Origin of the sequence: Pontibacter sp. HSC-14F20, from assembly GCF_019599265.1 — a bacterium.
Lineage (GTDB): Bacteria > Bacteroidota > Bacteroidia > Cytophagales > Hymenobacteraceae > Pontibacter.
Map to the genome: position 1 here is coordinate 1 of NZ_JAHZTC010000034.1, position 16,518 is coordinate 16,518.

The 16,518-nt window shown below is 38.2% G+C and carries 10 protein-coding genes; 5 read left to right on the forward strand and 5 right to left on the reverse strand.

From position 1 onward, the window contains the following. Positions 1-410 precede the first annotated feature (410 nt). Positions 411-788: a hypothetical protein gene (locus K3G39_RS20165; protein ID WP_220627980.1), complete on the forward strand. Its 378-nt coding sequence runs from the start codon at positions 411-413 to the stop codon at positions 786-788. Positions 789-1,084: 296 nt separating this feature from the next. Here K3G39_RS20165 and K3G39_RS20170 read toward each other — a convergent pair whose 3' ends face one another. The 4 genes from K3G39_RS20170 to K3G39_RS20185 all read right to left on the reverse strand — a co-directional run bounded on the left by K3G39_RS20170 (position 1,085) and on the right by K3G39_RS20185 (position 5,537). Further along, positions 1,085-1,702 (reverse strand): hypothetical protein, encoded by a 618-nt coding sequence (locus K3G39_RS20170; RefSeq protein ID WP_220627981.1) that lies wholly within the window; start codon positions 1,700-1,702, stop codon positions 1,085-1,087. Between the two features lie 261 nt (positions 1,703-1,963). After that, the gene (locus K3G39_RS20175; protein WP_220627982.1) at positions 1,964-2,887 is read right to left on the reverse strand and encodes a hypothetical protein; all 924 of its coding nucleotides are present in this window, start codon (positions 2,885-2,887) and stop codon (positions 1,964-1,966) included. Positions 2,888-3,331: 444 nt separating this feature from the next. Next, positions 3,332-4,315 (reverse strand): hypothetical protein, encoded by a 984-nt coding sequence (locus K3G39_RS20180; protein ID WP_220627983.1) that lies wholly within the window; start codon positions 4,313-4,315, stop codon positions 3,332-3,334. Between the two features lie 28 nt (positions 4,316-4,343). Then, on the reverse strand, positions 4,344-5,537 hold the full coding sequence (locus K3G39_RS20185) for a hypothetical protein (protein WP_220627984.1): 1,194 nt from the start codon (positions 5,535-5,537) through the stop codon (positions 4,344-4,346). Positions 5,538-5,862: 325 nt separating this feature from the next. Between K3G39_RS20185 and K3G39_RS20190 the strand changes: the two genes are divergently transcribed. Continuing rightward, the gene (locus K3G39_RS20190; protein ID WP_220627985.1) at positions 5,863-6,651 is read left to right on the forward strand and encodes an IS5 family transposase; all 789 of its coding nucleotides are present in this window, start codon (positions 5,863-5,865) and stop codon (positions 6,649-6,651) included. Here K3G39_RS20190 and K3G39_RS20195 read toward each other — a convergent pair. Next, on the reverse strand, positions 6,644-7,528 hold the full coding sequence (locus K3G39_RS20195; protein WP_220627986.1) for a DUF4145 domain-containing protein: 885 nt from the start codon (positions 7,526-7,528) through the stop codon (positions 6,644-6,646). The two genes, K3G39_RS20190 and K3G39_RS20195, sit on opposite strands and share 8 nt — an antisense overlap. Positions 7,529-8,203: 675 nt before the next feature. On the opposite strand from K3G39_RS20195, the gene K3G39_RS20200 reads away from it, so the two are divergent. The 3 genes from K3G39_RS20200 to drmB are packed head-to-tail and all read left to right on the forward strand — an operon-like array spanning position 8,204 to position 16,297. Next, the gene (locus K3G39_RS20200) at positions 8,204-10,792 is read left to right on the forward strand and encodes a hypothetical protein (protein WP_220627987.1); all 2,589 of its coding nucleotides are present in this window, start codon (positions 8,204-8,206) and stop codon (positions 10,790-10,792) included. A gap of 2 nt (positions 10,793-10,794) precedes the next feature. Then, positions 10,795-14,403: a helicase-related protein gene (locus K3G39_RS20205; RefSeq protein ID WP_220627988.1), complete on the forward strand. Its 3,609-nt coding sequence runs from the start codon at positions 10,795-10,797 to the stop codon at positions 14,401-14,403. A gap of 4 nt (positions 14,404-14,407) precedes the next feature. Beyond that, positions 14,408-16,297, forward strand: a complete 1,890-nt coding sequence (gene drmB, locus K3G39_RS20210) for a DUF1998 domain-containing protein (protein WP_220627989.1) — start codon at positions 14,408-14,410, stop codon at positions 16,295-16,297. Positions 16,298-16,518 lie beyond the last annotated feature (221 nt).

The following is a 16,518-nucleotide window of genomic DNA, read 5'->3' on the forward strand; positions in this document are numbered from 1 at the left end:
ATCGAGCTAAGAGGTGAAAGTTTAAGAAAAAAGCAGTAAAATTGTCAGTCCATCGGACGCTAAAAACAAAACCTATCTCGTGGGGTCAGTATGCCCGGATTGGGGGTCAGCATCACCGGAATATCTACCTCGTTTTGCTCCTCATACATTGTGCGGAAATCCGTCTTTTTACCAGGGTTAAATCCTTCTATAATTCAGCTCCTCAAGAAGGTAATTCTGATAGCAGCCAGGGCTGAGTAACAAGTGAGGACCTACTTTGTATATTGGCTGTCTCCCGATTCCGTCGCCAGGCAACACTAACCTATCTCCAACTTTTAAACTTTAAGCAAATGTTTTTTGAAGCCAACGCACACTTACATTCTATTAGTGAGCCTACCTACTGTAGCAAAATTATTGACCACCTACAAGAGGTGGTGGAGATAAGCGAGCTTAGCGATTACAACCTGATTGAAGTGCTGGTAAACCTGGAAAAAGAAATAGAGAAGAACAAGGGAATAGCCGGTAAGAACCTCGATATTTACTGGGGCCATGAAAGGGCGTACGGGTTCTTCAGATGCTCCTCAGGCTTCTATTGTTTAGGCGCTCCGAAAGAATATTCCCTCCTCAAAAAGGAGTACATGAAACGTACCGCTGAGAGCTGGGATAAAGGCGGCTACATCAAAGGCTACCTTACATTTGAGGAATGCGGGATGACCAACTATGTGGACGATTACCTCGGAGATGATCTGGAAATAGATGAGGATGATTATGAAGCGGGTGTTCCCTATCAGTATATGGTGAACTGGTAGAGCACCCTGAAATAGCAACAGCGTAAGGGTGCTGCCTGATGGTTTAATTTGCGGAAGTTTTACATTATCAGCTGAAAATAGGCTGGTACCTTCCCTTTGCGCTTTATACTTTGAAGCATGTATTATGCCGTCAGCTAAGAGAAAAAATAACGTTCCAGCGGCATACTATCTGGCTGGGGAAAGAATGCATTCAGACTAGATGTGCAACGCAAATCTAAGTCTGAATACCACAACACCTACAGGGCCAGTAAATAAATTCAGGAATCAAATAGTTTTAATTACAATCCCTCTTCAAGTTAGATGCTGTTACTTTTATAAAATTCTTTAAAGGCAAACTCGGAGGACATATTCACAGAAATTATATCTTTTTCGTCACATTCAATGTGATAAAACCCTATTCTGCCAATTGCATAAGCTGGTAATTTCATCCTATATGATCTCAAGTCTTTAGCATGAACAAATTCAACAAACTGACAAGGATACTCTTCGGTTATCTTAACAATACATACTAAGTTATCCCTAATAGAAAAGAAGAAGTCTGGTAGTTTAGAAGTAGTTAATACATCCTGGATTTCTTTTTTCTTGGTTTCTAGCAGCCAAATGTCTTTCTCTAACTGCCCTTCAGTACCAACTGATAAATTTTGTAAATCATCAGGCATCATATTAATGAGGGACTTGTAACCGTCCCGGTTTACTTGAATAGTACCGTCATTTTTGATGTTAATGACTCTACCTTCCTGCTCTCCATCAATAAACTTTACCCTTGACCCTACTTCTATAGACTGCTTTTCTCCCCTTTTTATTTTACTATAAGTATCTGTAAGAGCCGAAAGACGCATTTCGATTTTCAAAAGTTCTGAGGCTAATTTGGTTCGGAAATTAAGCTGCAAATCCTTTTCCTTTAAAGTAATCATTCCTCTAAGCGCTATAGGTTTTCAAATATCTCCTTAAGTCTCTTCTGCTCCTTACAAAAGTATCCTACCTTGTAGCCCATAGTACCGCCCCTACTTTTCACATCCTCTAAATAAATTGATAGCTCATTTACTAATTCACTCCACTTTTCTATAACAATTAATTTTTGACTCTTATTCTGTTGTTGCATTTCAGGTAAAGGATATGATGTTGATGATTCAAAAGATTTAATATCACTAAAAATCAAATAAAACAGAACAAGCTTAATCCATTACTTCTTTGAAGTAATGCTCTAGAATAAGGATAACTGCATCCAGATTCGTTATTCTAGTGGCTTTGGCATCAGATAAAAGAAAATCTAAGGAACCCTGCTTCCAATTATTAAGGGCACGCTTGTAATTTCTTACTGCTAGAAGTTCTTTTGAGAAATACTTTTCAATTTCATCATTATACACGTAATAGTAATCATCATTATAACCATAATCATCTATTATTTCATAAAACAGTAGTTTAAAGTCTTTAAATGAAATCCGATCATCCATAGGAATATCCATCTCCTTTAACAACAGGTACAATGCTTTCAGTCTATTACTAAATAAAGCGTTGAATCCACCCATAGTAGTATCAGGAAGGTATTGGATCAATCCCGATATATCGGTTGGTAGAATACTTTCAATAAAGTCCTTTGGAGCATTTATGTAATTAGCCCAATCTTCAGTAGTCGGATAAAGGGGTAATTCATCACGACTGCCAAGGTAATTTGTTACAACTAACTGTTTTGCATAGCTGACTTCACTTTCACTCAAACTTTTTGGTGGAATAATTTTGGTTATTGCATCAAAGGACTTCGTCCTAATGAGTTCAGACATTAAATCATCTATATAATCTTCGTAATCTCCTTCTTCTGAAGGATACATGTTCATCTTCTCGAAATACCAGGAAGGACTGTATAACTTTATTAAAGCATTTCTATCTACTTTATCACCTACTCTACCTTCCTCTATCAATTCTAATTTATCAGAAAAGCTTTCAGAGTCATTGTTGTCTTGATATGCGTTTTGCCTTAAATGGCTTCTAATACCCCATTCTTCATCACAATCCGGGCATTCATAAAACTGGCCATTAAAGTATGCGTTTTCATTATCACAAGCTGGGCATGTGAAATTTCGGAAATTCAGATAATCCATTGAGAATAAAGAGTTAGAGTTTGGCGAAAGTTGAAAGTTAATTTTTGAACAAAATAGTAAATATAAATTTTATATATTCCATCCATGCCTTCATTAGGTAGAGTATATAACTTACTTAATGTTAGTTTTATTTATTTGGAATAACTTATAACCAAAGTGAGACTTAAACTTACTTTGGTTATAAGTATTTACCCCATTCCTCCCTGTTACCATTAAAGGTATTAAGATCTATCCAGCCTTCCGCTCCTTTTAGTTTACCTATATGTGAATGCTGTCACAGTGTCCATCTAGCTTTGATTTGAGGAGTTTTACTAAAAGAGCAGATTTAAATGCATTTATTATCAAAGTTGTTTTCAGTGAAGGTGTGATAGCTACTTTCGTTGGTGTAGATCAACACTATACAACAACCCAATTTAAATTTAACAATGAGTTATACTAGTGAGTTTAATAACTAAATCTGCAAGGAGATTCGTCCATTAGGTCTTGCACACCTTGCAGTGACACCCATAAGGAGTAAGAATCAAGTACAGCTCGCAACTTGTTTAGTAGTACGCTTAATTCTTCAACGTCATCAGGTGCGAGTAATGCATTTGCTGTTAATTGCAATGGTTTTTCAAATACACCTGTAATCCCTATTTCCTGCAACGTAACCTGCGAGCTAAGCTTTTTATAGCCACCTTTATTTAGTGTTAATTCCAAGATCTCATATGCTGCCCTCATCGTATCAGCTATGGCAACAGCCCCACCACTAGTAATAAGCTTTATTCCACGCCCTACAGGATACTTGGTAGGAACTTGTAATTCTATTATCAATTTAAATGAAAGATCCGTCTGTTGTTGTATCCTGTAAAAAACTGGCGAGTTGTAGTAACGCTTTGGATTATACTGTTCTAGGCCTTCCTGAAATGCAGGGACTACTCGTGAAGTAAAGCAGTTTGTACCAGTTATATTTTTCACAGCTGAATCTAACTTTTCTCTTAACTTAAAATAGCCGTAGCTAAGCCTCTGCTCTAAAGGCTTCCTTTCCTGAAGTTCCTGTATAACCTGCTCTATTGATACTCCAATGAGGTAAGTCTGATCCTGAAACTGCTGCATATACCTTCTCATAATATTTGAAAGGACAAAATAAGGGATTCCTGGCAACGGATGCTTTTGCCTAAAACCACTTTTCAGCATGAGCTCATCACGTGCTGGATTGGAGGCACGGGAATGCCCTATCCTGAAAACATCTATAGTAAGTAGTACTTTTCCTGCATTATTCACTGGAACTTCTTTCCAAAAATCTATATAAGGACCTAACGGCAAATATTTCAGAGTAGAATTCGAGATATTTACCCTACAGTTATAATATGGATCGTAATGCAAAATATCCTCTGTATTCTTTAGCAACAACTGAATATTATTATAAAACAGTGCTGGATTTAGCATAATATGTTAAGCTTAGAGATAATACCCTTTATGCCAAGACTTTATAAAGTAATTGAGTGCCTGTTTCACCAAAGCTAATAGCTACTACACCTCCGTTCTGCAAAGGAATAATTCTGTCAACACTATCCATGTTTCTAGGCATTTGATTATTTTCTGTTACAGCTATTGACAAACTTACGCTCTTGTAAGCCTCCCTTCTTATTTTCCATTTTTGGTCTTTGTCAGCTTCCATACCTTTGCGCTCTTCTTCATTTGTACAATAATTCATTGCATCAGCTAATGAAAACATAGTTAGTCCATGATGGGCACAAGCAATTAAAAGCTGGTCTGCTGTAACACAAAAATCTACTATCCGAATATCGGATCGTGCTTCTTCTAAAGCTCTTTTCAGGTCAAAGGGCCTTCTCTGTTCATCTAATCTAACCTCAATTCCATTATGTCGAGTCTGAGAAACACTAAGTACTTTTTTAAAAGTTGGTAATTGATAAACATGTATGCTATCAGTTGAACTGTAGTTGTCGCTACAATACTCATGTACTGCTACCCACTTTCTATCTATACTCATTCGCCAGTCCCTCACAGAACTAAAACTATGAAAGGATGTAAATTTCTTGACACTAGTGTTAAAAGATCTGATGAAAAGTGGGATTGTAGGAGTGGATACATCAAATTCAGCAATATAGTCACTGCACTCCAAGTCATTTACCAGCCATAACATGTTATCATTAACTAGCAACACCTCAAAATTTCTTCTCTTAGTATCAGCAGGAACTGGAATAGACTGCCATTTTGGTTTATCACAACTAAGATTAATAAAACCGGCCAACTCCTCCCCCCAATTTTCTTTATGTCGATCATCAAGGCAAGGAATTATCCTATACCCTCCTAAATACAAAATGTCTCCATACAAAGCCATAGACTTATTGAGAACTATGTTTGGTAACTCAACTGGATCCACCTCTACTACTCCACCTTCTTCAGTAATTTTTGTCCGATAATGAATTGGGTGCTTTTCCTCAATATTACCCCTTAGAAAAGTATTGTAATCAGGGAATGAAGGGGCAATGGTTAGGTACACTAGCCAGTTATTCCCTCCAATCAAATGTGGTACATCAAAGTCAAAGTTCACCTCTTGCAGCGGTGTTATCTGTTGGCCAGAAACTTGACATAGGATAGAACAACCGCCACCTGGAAGCATGGTTAATTCTTTTAAATTAATCATAAAATGGGCTCTAAGTCTTAAAGACGATTGAATTAACTACCATAGTACTCTAGCTACGTCTTATCCATTTCTCTTAATTTCTGCAGTTCTTTTTACCTAACAACTCGCTTCAATTCACAGTAAAACAACTGATCTACAACTTCCAGCAGCGATTCTTCCATGATTGCTATTTGTGTATCTTAGGAAGAATATAGATGCTTGTAGCAAGAATGGAAAAACAGTTGCAATCACAACTATCAATAGAGTTGATCTTAAGAGGCTGTTTTGATTTGAATGAATAAAAAAGCAGGTGCCGGTTGTTTGAGTAAGAAAAGTTAGCAGACTTATGACTTACCCAAGCAGTTTAACCGACACCCAATGGCTTTTAATAGCGGAGATATTCGAGGAGCAGATGCTGCAGCGCAAGCGCCAGTGGCCGCTTCGCAGCATTCTGGACGGCATATTCTACGTGGTCAAGGGGGGCGTTCAGTGGCGCATGATGCCGCTAGACCTGCCCTGCTGGCAGACGGCCTACTACTATTACCGTAAATGGCGGCGGGATGGTTGCTGGGAAATGCTCCACGATTGTCTCTCAAAGCAGGTCAGGGGCCGCCATGGCAAGGCGGCCTCCCCGAGCGTGGGCATCCTCGACTCGCAGAGCGTGAAGACCGTGCAGCAGGGCGGCGAGCGGGGCTATGACGCGGCCAAGCGGGTGAAGGGGCGCAAGCGGCATCTGATGGTTGACACGCTGGGCCTGTTGATCGTGCTCATCGTCCACCGGGCAGACGTTGCCGAGCGGCAGGGAGCCCAGTGGCTGCTGCGCAGGGCGGCAGCTAAGATGGCGGATTTCGGCCGTCTGAGGCTGTTCTTCGCTGACCAGGGCTACGGCGGGCTTGCCATGTGGGAGTGGGTGAAAAACACGTTCCGCCACCTGAATTGGAGGCTGGAGATTGTGAAGAAGATCCACAAGAAAGCCTTTGAAGCTTTACCTAAGCGATGGATAGTGGAGCGGACCTTCGGCTGGCTCAACCTTTACCGCAGGCTGTCCAAGGACTATGAGTACTCCACCAAATCGTCTGAGACGATGATAAAAGTGGCCATGATTCACATCATGCTTAACAAACTAACTAAATAAAATCAAAACAGCCTCTAAGCTCACCATACATTTTAGCTTCTCCAACAACCGAAGAAATAGCTGTTCCTCGTTTTTTAGCTTCTACTAAGCCAACCAAATCTTCTCCAACAAATAGTGCATAATCTACATACTTGCCGCTGCATGGCCATTCTGCAATTGCCTTTTTTTTACCTTTTTCAGGTCTGGCTCCTTTACTAAAGCGCAGGTTAAGTGTATCTGCTTCCCAGCCAACATCATTCAGTTGCTGGTCAATTACCCTCCTGGTCTCCTCTTCAGTCCACTTTATTTTCTTAGCAGCCTTATAAGCTACATCCAGGCGCACTTTCTTGTCTTCTTCTGACTCCTTGGCCAGCGCTTCCTGTAATTCGGTTTGTAAACGCGTTTTCTCTTTGCTAAGCGCTTCTACCAAAGCCTCCATTTCAGCTATATGCGCGGCAGTATCTGGCTCTTGGGTTGGCACTGCGAACACTACAGTCCCCGAATCAAATGTAGTGCAGTCTATATAGGCTTCATAAAACCAGGCACATAGCTTCAAAACTGATTCTAAAACTATTTGCCCATCTTCTATAGTCCCATGGGTAGAGTGTGCAGAAGGATTGCCTTTCTTGCGAACTAAATGGAACAGATCATTAACTTCTGTTGGTATAATACTCTTCGCATACAGATGTTTGATACGATCAAGTTGAGTATCGCTTTCAATTTGGTCAAGCCCTTCAAAATACCATATCTGTTTTGCAACTAGCTCACCCATCACCCTGGTTTTAAACAAAGATGCATTAGGGTCGCTGTACAGGTACTTTTCCGCCAGTTGCCCGGTTGTTGCCAACTCCGGAAACCCGACTTCTAAAAAGTTAAAGTTGCTGGTATCTGTATTCATAAGTCCTTGTTTAGATAGCGTTCTAAAGATATAATAAACTACTTATTGTTATGCCACCTATTTCAAATTAAAATTTATTTAGTCATCTTTCCGGGTTTATCCTTTCCCTTTTAAGAATTACACAAAAATGGAATTGGGCTGCTGTACAAGCTAACATTTGCAATCTCTCCTATTTTCATCCTGATCTTTAACAAGAAAGATACCGATCTGAATAAAGGTTAAATCAAGCCTTATATTTAATCATCTAACTATCAATAACTGATTAAGCTATATCAGATTATTATAGTAAATACAAAATCCAGCTCCTCATATACAAAATTTAACAACTAATCTTCATGCTTCGCATAACATAGCATACACATTGGAATATAACAGAAAATTCCGCTTATTATTTTAATCTGAAAGCTACTATATTTAATACTTTATACCTAACTTGTTAATTCCAATAAGTGGCTTTAAGGTGAATCAGTGAAAAATGAGAAAGAGATCCAAGCATAATATTGGTATCAGATAATGAAAAGTAGTATCAATAATTGATACTAATGAATGAATGAAATTTACTGCAATACACTGAAACACAGTATTTTAAGTTAAGCCGGCTTATTTGTCAACCTTATTGCTTATATCCGAATTATAAGATCAGATTAGTAAATAATACGATTAACACATACAGTTATGAAAATCAACAAAACAAGCTTAGCTAATTATATTAAGAATTTACTAAATGAATGTAATTCATATCTACCTGACAGCGAACTGATAACGGACGAGTTTATTAGACTGAATACATATTTGCTTTCAAAATCTGGTAAACAAAATACCCTCTTTACTTTACAGGCAAGAAAAGAACTGCCTGGCTTACTGCGATCTGTTTTATACTATGCAAAAAGCAAGTACAAACTACAGCCGGTAAATAAAGCGTTGCCACAAGTGGGCAACTTAGTTTACCATGATAAAAAAGCTTTTAAAGTTGTTACGCTTGAGAATGATGTAGCACTAATCGCTGACAGAGCAGACCCGAAGAATAAACTTACTCAACCAGTGCAATCTCTTCGTAAAATAGAAAACACAGTTATTGTTAGACGAAGAAGAAGAATAGATTTTGCTGATGAAGCAATAGCGATACTTGCAGATAACGCTCTAGCATATTATGAATGGCTGGCATCTTTGCAGAAACAATTTGTAAATGTGCAACCTCTAGAACAGGGTCAAGCAACAGACGAAGGCAGGATCTTGGTAATTACTTCTAATGAAAAAGAAATAGCTGAAATACTAAAAGAGTTACATGCTGTTCCATTTCAGCACTATAAAAACAATGCTTTTGTGCCATCAGCTTCCTGTGCTAGCTTCAAACCAGTAGCTGATGTTTTTACAAGTTATGATTTATCCGATGCGACCCGGGTACGAAATAATAAATACAAGGAAATCGTAGTAATTGGAGATCGCCATTGTAACAAACACCTCAGAGATCTGATAAAACTTTGCCACAGGGGTATTATTGAAAGATTTATACTTATAGCATCTGATACTCCAGAATCAGATTTCACTTTTACGGAATGGCACTGGACAAAAGAAGAAGCAAACCTGCTCAACCGAAAGGACCTACATGGAGAAATCAGGTTCAAGCTGACAGCACCATTCCAATATAACGGAAAAGACAATGGAGTTACCTTGCTGCAGGAACATGTCAATTTAATCAAAAATATTCTGACAGAAGCTTCTGAAAATCATAACCGTATAAGACTAGACAAGGTCTACTTTTTTGTAAATGAATACCTGCGGTATACACTGCCACCGGGCAATGAGAATGCTGTAGCTGCAAACTTTTTAGAAAGGCTGCAATCTGATACTGTTACATATCTGGATAGTGAAGATTTTAAAGATCTGTTTTATGAAAGAGCAGTTTATTCTCAGCAAATCATACAAAACATCTCTACACAATTAAAAGATGCGTTCTTTAAATTGAATGCCTTCTTTTATGAGTATAGCCCGAAATATGCTCAGGTGAGTAGTTCATTAAAAAATTTTGATGACTATGAAGAATTTACAGGCGGCAGGTATATAGTAGCACACAATAGTATTTTGAATGATGTTCGCAATGTACCAGAGCTTCATAATATAGATTACATGGTAGGAGCTGCCCCGCTCTTCTCACGAAAAGAATTGAAAGGTTTCGACTATTTCATTGATTCAGAATTAAACCTCAATTCAACACAGTTTATTTTCCCATTCATTCTGAACCGCTCTCAATATGAAACTATGTTGGAAGCAAACGGAGACATTAAACTCTACCTATATGAAGACATAGAAGACTTTAAGTTTCAGAAGATCAGGGAAGCTTATGAGAACAAATTCTGCAAAAAAATTGAGCATAATGGCAGATCATCATTTACTTCTTTAACATACGAGTTCATTAATGTACCACTCTCTGAAACAGAAACCAATGAGTATTCTTCTGATGAAAATGAAGTACTGTTACCAGGTTTATCCAGGAAATTCTATAACCTGAAAGAACATGATCAGAGCTTTTATGAAAGCCTTTTCAATGTAGACGATGTAGAGTATGATAAAGAGAAGAGAGACTATGTACCTCAGGATGAGACGGAATACAGTATTACGTTTACAGATTTTGAAAATCTAAATCTGCTTGGTTATAGGCGCGTCATTTTAGTAGAACAAGAAGATAATAAGGAAAACCTGGTACAGGTACCAGTGAACCAGGTTAATGCAGGCGATACCATCATAGTTTACAGGAATCAGCAAAAAGAATTACTGTATGATATTCTATTGGAGCAGGACAATAGCGGCGTTATAAAGGAGATTGAAAGAGCTTCTAATCTATGGGTTTCTACCCTAAAAGAGATCATAAGACGAAATGATGATGACATTTTAGCAGCTGAAAAGCAGTTAAGGGCACAAAACATATTCTTGAATTTCCAAACCCTTTTAAGCTATACTAACAAGGACAGAAAGTTCCCGCAAGATGCCAGAACCCTGGAAGCAATACGTCAGCTAGCATTAGACCACAATTTATCGGGCAACTACTTTACAACAAGTGAGCAACTACAAAATGCGCTGAAGCGAAAAGCACAGTTCCACTCGCTAACTATAACACTTGGGCGTGGTGTAAGTGATGAAGTTACGCACTATTATTTCACAGGTAATAAAGGAAAGATACTGGAAAGCCTGGACCCTGAAATAGTAGAAGTGCTAAAGCAAAATATTAAGAGAGGTACAGTTAAAGCAATTGATAAAAGAAATTAATTATGTCAGGATATAGAGAAGTATTTTCAGATCGCTTGAGTCAGTCACTCATCGGACCTGGTTGTGATGTGTACGCGGCGCCTATAGAAAGTGAAGTAATTGGCGACTATCCCCTGCAACGCTACTATAGTGGAATTCTGTTTCCTGAACGCCAAGTAGCTTCACCAGATGAAGAAAATGGAGCCTCTGAATTTGGAAACTCAGATGATGATCCGGATGATGATGAATATACTGGTAGTCAGGATAAGACAGTAAACTCAGGAAAAAGAAAACCAGAAGGAGATGATGACAAAGAAGGTTTTGTGCCCGCTAACCAGTATTTCCCGACAAACTGCGGTTTAACCTTTTGTGTTAATCCTGAACTTGATAGCATCAAGGTAATTATAACTGGCGGCTATTATAAAAATGCCTCTCACCAGGATGTTGCCGTACCTTTTACTGAAACGGAAAAGGATTTTCTTTTTTCCCATTTACCTGAAGAGTTCAAACTGAAATTAACCTGGGAAGACGGCAAACTTTTCTTCAACTCTAAACCCGAAGGCAAAACTAAAGGTGGCAGAAGTGGAGATTTTGGTGTTACACAACAATTAAGAAAAAAGGAAGAACTCAAAGATCGGATCGAACTGGAAAAGCTTGACAGGTTGCTCCTTCCCGAAAACAGGCTTTGGGAAAGAGTCCCTTTCGACAAGGAGATCGAGCTGAACCTGAACAAATCAATTGATGAATACATAGTTATAAATGAAGGCGACAAAAAACTTAAATGTTTGACCAAAATTATAACCAATAAGACTACAGGTAAGAAATATGTAAAGGCACTTTTATTTAACGCATCAGAAAAACAATCACAGAAACATTTCAACAACTCAAATAAAAAGCTTAATCTGAAATCATTTTTTCAGGTCCAACTCTCTGTTACACATGAGAGCATACAGTCTTATAAGCCATCCTTTGTAAGTAATAAATTTGATCCGGAAGCTGATCTTATTAATTACCATTACAGAAGTATAGAAAGCTTTGGTATAGGCCACGGATGCGCTGTAAATTGGCAGAAGAGCAATAATTCTAAAACCATTCATACTACTTTCTTCCCTGAAGTTGATATTCCTACGGTCAGCAATGATTTTAAAGATAATCCTTTTATCTCTCAGCTACAGGAAAGCGAACAGCGGTCTTTAGAAAGCATTTTAGATGTGAAGAACCTGAGCATCTGGTCAGCCTTAAAAGATAAAGGAGAGATTATAGATAAGTTAAAGCAGTTTGTTAATGCCTATTCTAAGTGGATAGAAACACAAAAGGCATCGGCTAAAACAGAACCTGGCTTTGAAACCTACGCAGTTACCTACATAAATAAACAGGAAAAAGCCAGAGACAGGTTGTTGCATAACATTGAGCTCTTAGGTAAAGAAGAGAACCAGAAAGCATTTAATTGTTTCCTGTATGCCAACACTGCCATGTATATCCAGATGGTTATATCAGGAGACGACAGAATGGCCCGGAAGCATAAAGACATTGCTGATTTTGATCCTGCTGAAGACATCTATGATTCTCTAGAATTCTTTCAGAATTATGAAGAGAAGACAATTGCTTATCGTCCTTTCCAGTTAGCGTTCTTATTGCTTAATATCAGCTCTGTTATTGAAGATCAGGCTCCCGACAGGAAAATTGTGGACCTTCTCTGGTTTCCTACCGGTGGTGGTAAAACGGAGGCTTACCTGGCTGTTGCTGCATTTACAATCCTATGGCGTAGAACACATAAATTAGAACTCAGTAGTGGCGTATCTGTTATCATGCGCTATACGCTGCGCTTACTTACAGCACAGCAATTTGAAAGAGCTTCACGCTTGATTTGTGCCCTAGACTTCTTACGCGCGAAGACATCAAAATTTGGTAGTGAACCTATTACCATTGGTATGTGGGTAGGAGCTGCTACAACACCAAATACTTTTGCAGATGCGTCTGAGGTTGCAAAAAAAATCGACGATGCTGTACATGCAATTAATAACGGGAAAGCTGCTAATCCTTATGAAAAAAATGATTTTCAGGTAGAAGCCTGCGCCTGGTGTGGCTGTAAAACCATTTCAGTTGTTCCGGCCACACAAAAGTATATTCACGGGTTTGATGATAGAGGAAAAGTAAGTTGTTTAAATAATGACTGTCACTTTTCAGACTTAAAAAATAATAGTATACCGGTATGTGTTGTAGATGATGCTTTGTATGCTTCCCCACCAACTCTGCTGTTTGCTACGGTAGATAAGTTTGCCATGCTTTCACATAAAGCAGAGGGGCATCGTTTTTTCAACAGCCGCCCTTTAGATAACTGTCTTCCCCCGGATCTGATCATACAGGACGAACTTCACTTACTCAATGGTCCTTTAGGTTCTATAGTAGGATTGTTTGAGCGTATTGTAGAAGAACTTTGTTCCAGAGGATCTTCTAAACCCAAAATCATAGCTTCTACTGCAACTACACGAAATACAGATGCACAGATCCAAAGTTTATATAATCGGGAAGTAGCTGTATTTCCTCCATCTGGCATCAGGCACGATGATAGCTTCTTTGCTTTTACTACAAAGAATAGCCTAAGAAAATACATTGGTTTTATGCCTACTGGCAAAACGGGTATGGATACCCAGTTAGAAATTATGTCTCACTTACTGTTTGCCAGAACCGAGTTACTTCTTGAACTTCGTAAGTCGCAGCAGGGAGATCAGGAACTTGTAAATAGGTATCTTGATAATTACTGGACTCTTGTAAGTTACTACAACAGCTTAAAAGATGTTGGCAAAACATATAACAAGATTAATACTGAAGTTTATGACAAGGTAAGGTTACTTCACCAGAGGCATTACCTTAATAACAGCCTTTATGATTTTACTTACCGGGGACTAATTGGCCGTACCCGTGAATTAACAAGTCGCATACCTAGCAACAAAGTAAAGCCAATATTAAATGAACTGGATGCACATTTAACCATTTCTAAAAATCAAGTAAACAATACATATCAAGTTGATCATAGTGTAGATGTAGTGCTTGCATCTAATATGATCTCAGTTGGTCTGGATGTAGGCAGATTAAATTTAATGCTGGTAAATGGCCAGCCGCGAAACGTCGCCGAATATATACAGGCAAGTAGCCGCGTGGCTCGTCGTGATGCAGGTATCGTGTTTAACTTATTGGATGCAAACAGAGCACGCGAAAAATCTTACTTCGAAAACTACCTTAATTTTCATACTTCTTTTTATAAGTATGTAGAACCCATATCACTTACTCCTTTTACCGAAATAACCTTAGACAGAATGCTCAATAGCATCCTTATCTGCTATGTAAGGCATAAAAAAGGAAAGGAGGCGCATTATTTTGATGGTGATGTGGAAGCCTTGGAAGAGATTATCAGCCATTGTATTGACGATGAAGATATAAAGTCTTATATGAAAAGTAAGATGGCTGACCTTGCAAGAGATTGGAAGGAAAAAATTAAAACTGCAAATCAATTAAAAGCTACCCTTAATTATAAAGGGAAAGCTAATTTTCTTATATCCGATGATGAACCATGGGACATCATGTACTCAATGAGAGAAATAGATACATCAGGAGTAATCTCTGTTAATTAGAATTATGGCATACGAAGAAATACAAAACCGCAAGTTAATCAGTGCCTACGGTGGTATTGGATCATTGATAGAAACCAGAAATGGTGCAGTTAAGATCAATGAACTTAATGAATGGCCATATTATGACACAAAGCAACATTTAAGGCCAGATAATCATGTAATAGATGAGAGGTTTAAAGCTCGACTAAAACTACATTTCCCACAGTTACAACATCTCGTACGACTTCCTGAAAATCAACTTACTAATGGCATTTACCCTCAGAACCTTAGAAATCTGGTATCTGCCAATTACTTCCCTAAATGGATGTATTGTCCATCCTGTCACTCATTCGATGATGTAGATAATTGGAGAAGACATTGGGAGAATACTGTACAACAGAACCACAGAGATAAATTTGATCCTCCAAAGTGTTTTAAATGTTATGTTGCATCAGATAAGAAAAATAAGTTTTTTGATCTGGAACAAGTACGCTTCGTGATGACATCCCCTTCAGGAAACATTGTAGATATACCCTGGAAACATTGGGTTATGCGGAAGCATGGTACGAGCGATGCTGAAAATACCGTTATCGTAGATGAAGACGATACTAATATCACCATCCTTGATCTTGATGCCATTCATGTACCAGATGACATTGAACTTAAGTACCAAACATCATCAAGGTTAGGTGATTTAAAAGGTATAAGAATTGAAGCTTACCAAAAGGGCAAAAGAATCGCTTCTACAACGCTGTCAGGTATTTTCAATCTTAGAATTTGGGAAAATAAGCACCCTGATATACAAGCTGGACCAGCTCAATTAAAAACGGTATTACGGTCCAGCAATAGTGTTTATTATCCTAACATTGCACAAAGTATCTTTTTACCACTTGAGAATATAATTGATTCTAAAGTGATTGAAAAAATTAGAAGTAAACATAAGAGAGGAAGATCTACTGAAATAATATGGGAAGATCTTGTTGAGGAAGATGGTGTCACAATTACACAAGATACTGTTCAAGCTATCATTGATAATAATTTTGCTCCTACTGTGCCTGCAGCTAAGAGTGAAGAGCAATATAGATGGGAAGAGTATAAGTTTATTACCGATCAAAACAATTTTCGTCACAAAGATTTAATATTCAGATCAGTACCTGAAGCTTTTTATAACATTCCTGAGATAAATAGTATTCACCGGATCGACAGACTACGGGTAACTGCTGTGCAGACAGCCTACACACGTCAGAGACCTATTGATAAAGATCTTTATTTAAATACGGATCTGGATGGTGATATTAAAAGAAAATACACTACAACTTTTGGCGAAAGAACATTTTATTTGCCAGCTTACGAAAGTTATGGCGAAGGTATTTTCATTGACATAAATGATGAACTACTACAAATCTGGGAACAGGACTCAACTGTTCAGGAGCGTGTAAACATAATCTCACACAACTTCAAAAATAGTTTTCAGAGTCAGAACCAAAACAAAACGATCTCACCAAGATTTGTGCTAATTCATACATTATCCCATTTGCTTATAAAAGAACTCGAGTTCTTGTGCGGTTACTCTGCAGCCTCTCTGCAGGAAAGACTTTATGTAAGCAACAACATGCATGGTCTATTAATTTATACTGTAGCTGGGGCAGAAGGTAGCTTTGGTGGCTTGGTATCTATCTGCAAATCGGATAAGATAGGAATACTAATTAGAGCTGCACTTGATAGAGCAAAGGATTGTGCTTCTGATCCCATCTGCTATCATACAGATCAGCAAGGGCAGGGCACAGCAGGTCTTAATCTAGCTGCTTGTTATTCTTGTGGACTTTTACCAGAGACATCCTGTGAGGAAATGAATTCATTTTTAGATAGAGCACTAGTGATGGATCCAACTTATGGATTCTTAAAGAAATATTGATCAAATTGATTTTTAAAAGGGTATTAATTTTTAATAAGCTTTAGCTGTAAGTACCCCTAAACCAGCACAGTTCAAAAGTAGACTTTTCTAAAATCTGAGCTCCTCCCAATTTTAGGACAGCGCTAAATTAGAGAATTCGGGTTTCTCTATATTCTTTTTCACCCACTCTTCTGGCGTTTTGTCACCCAGTGAACTGTGGGGCCGGAAGCAGTTATATTCCT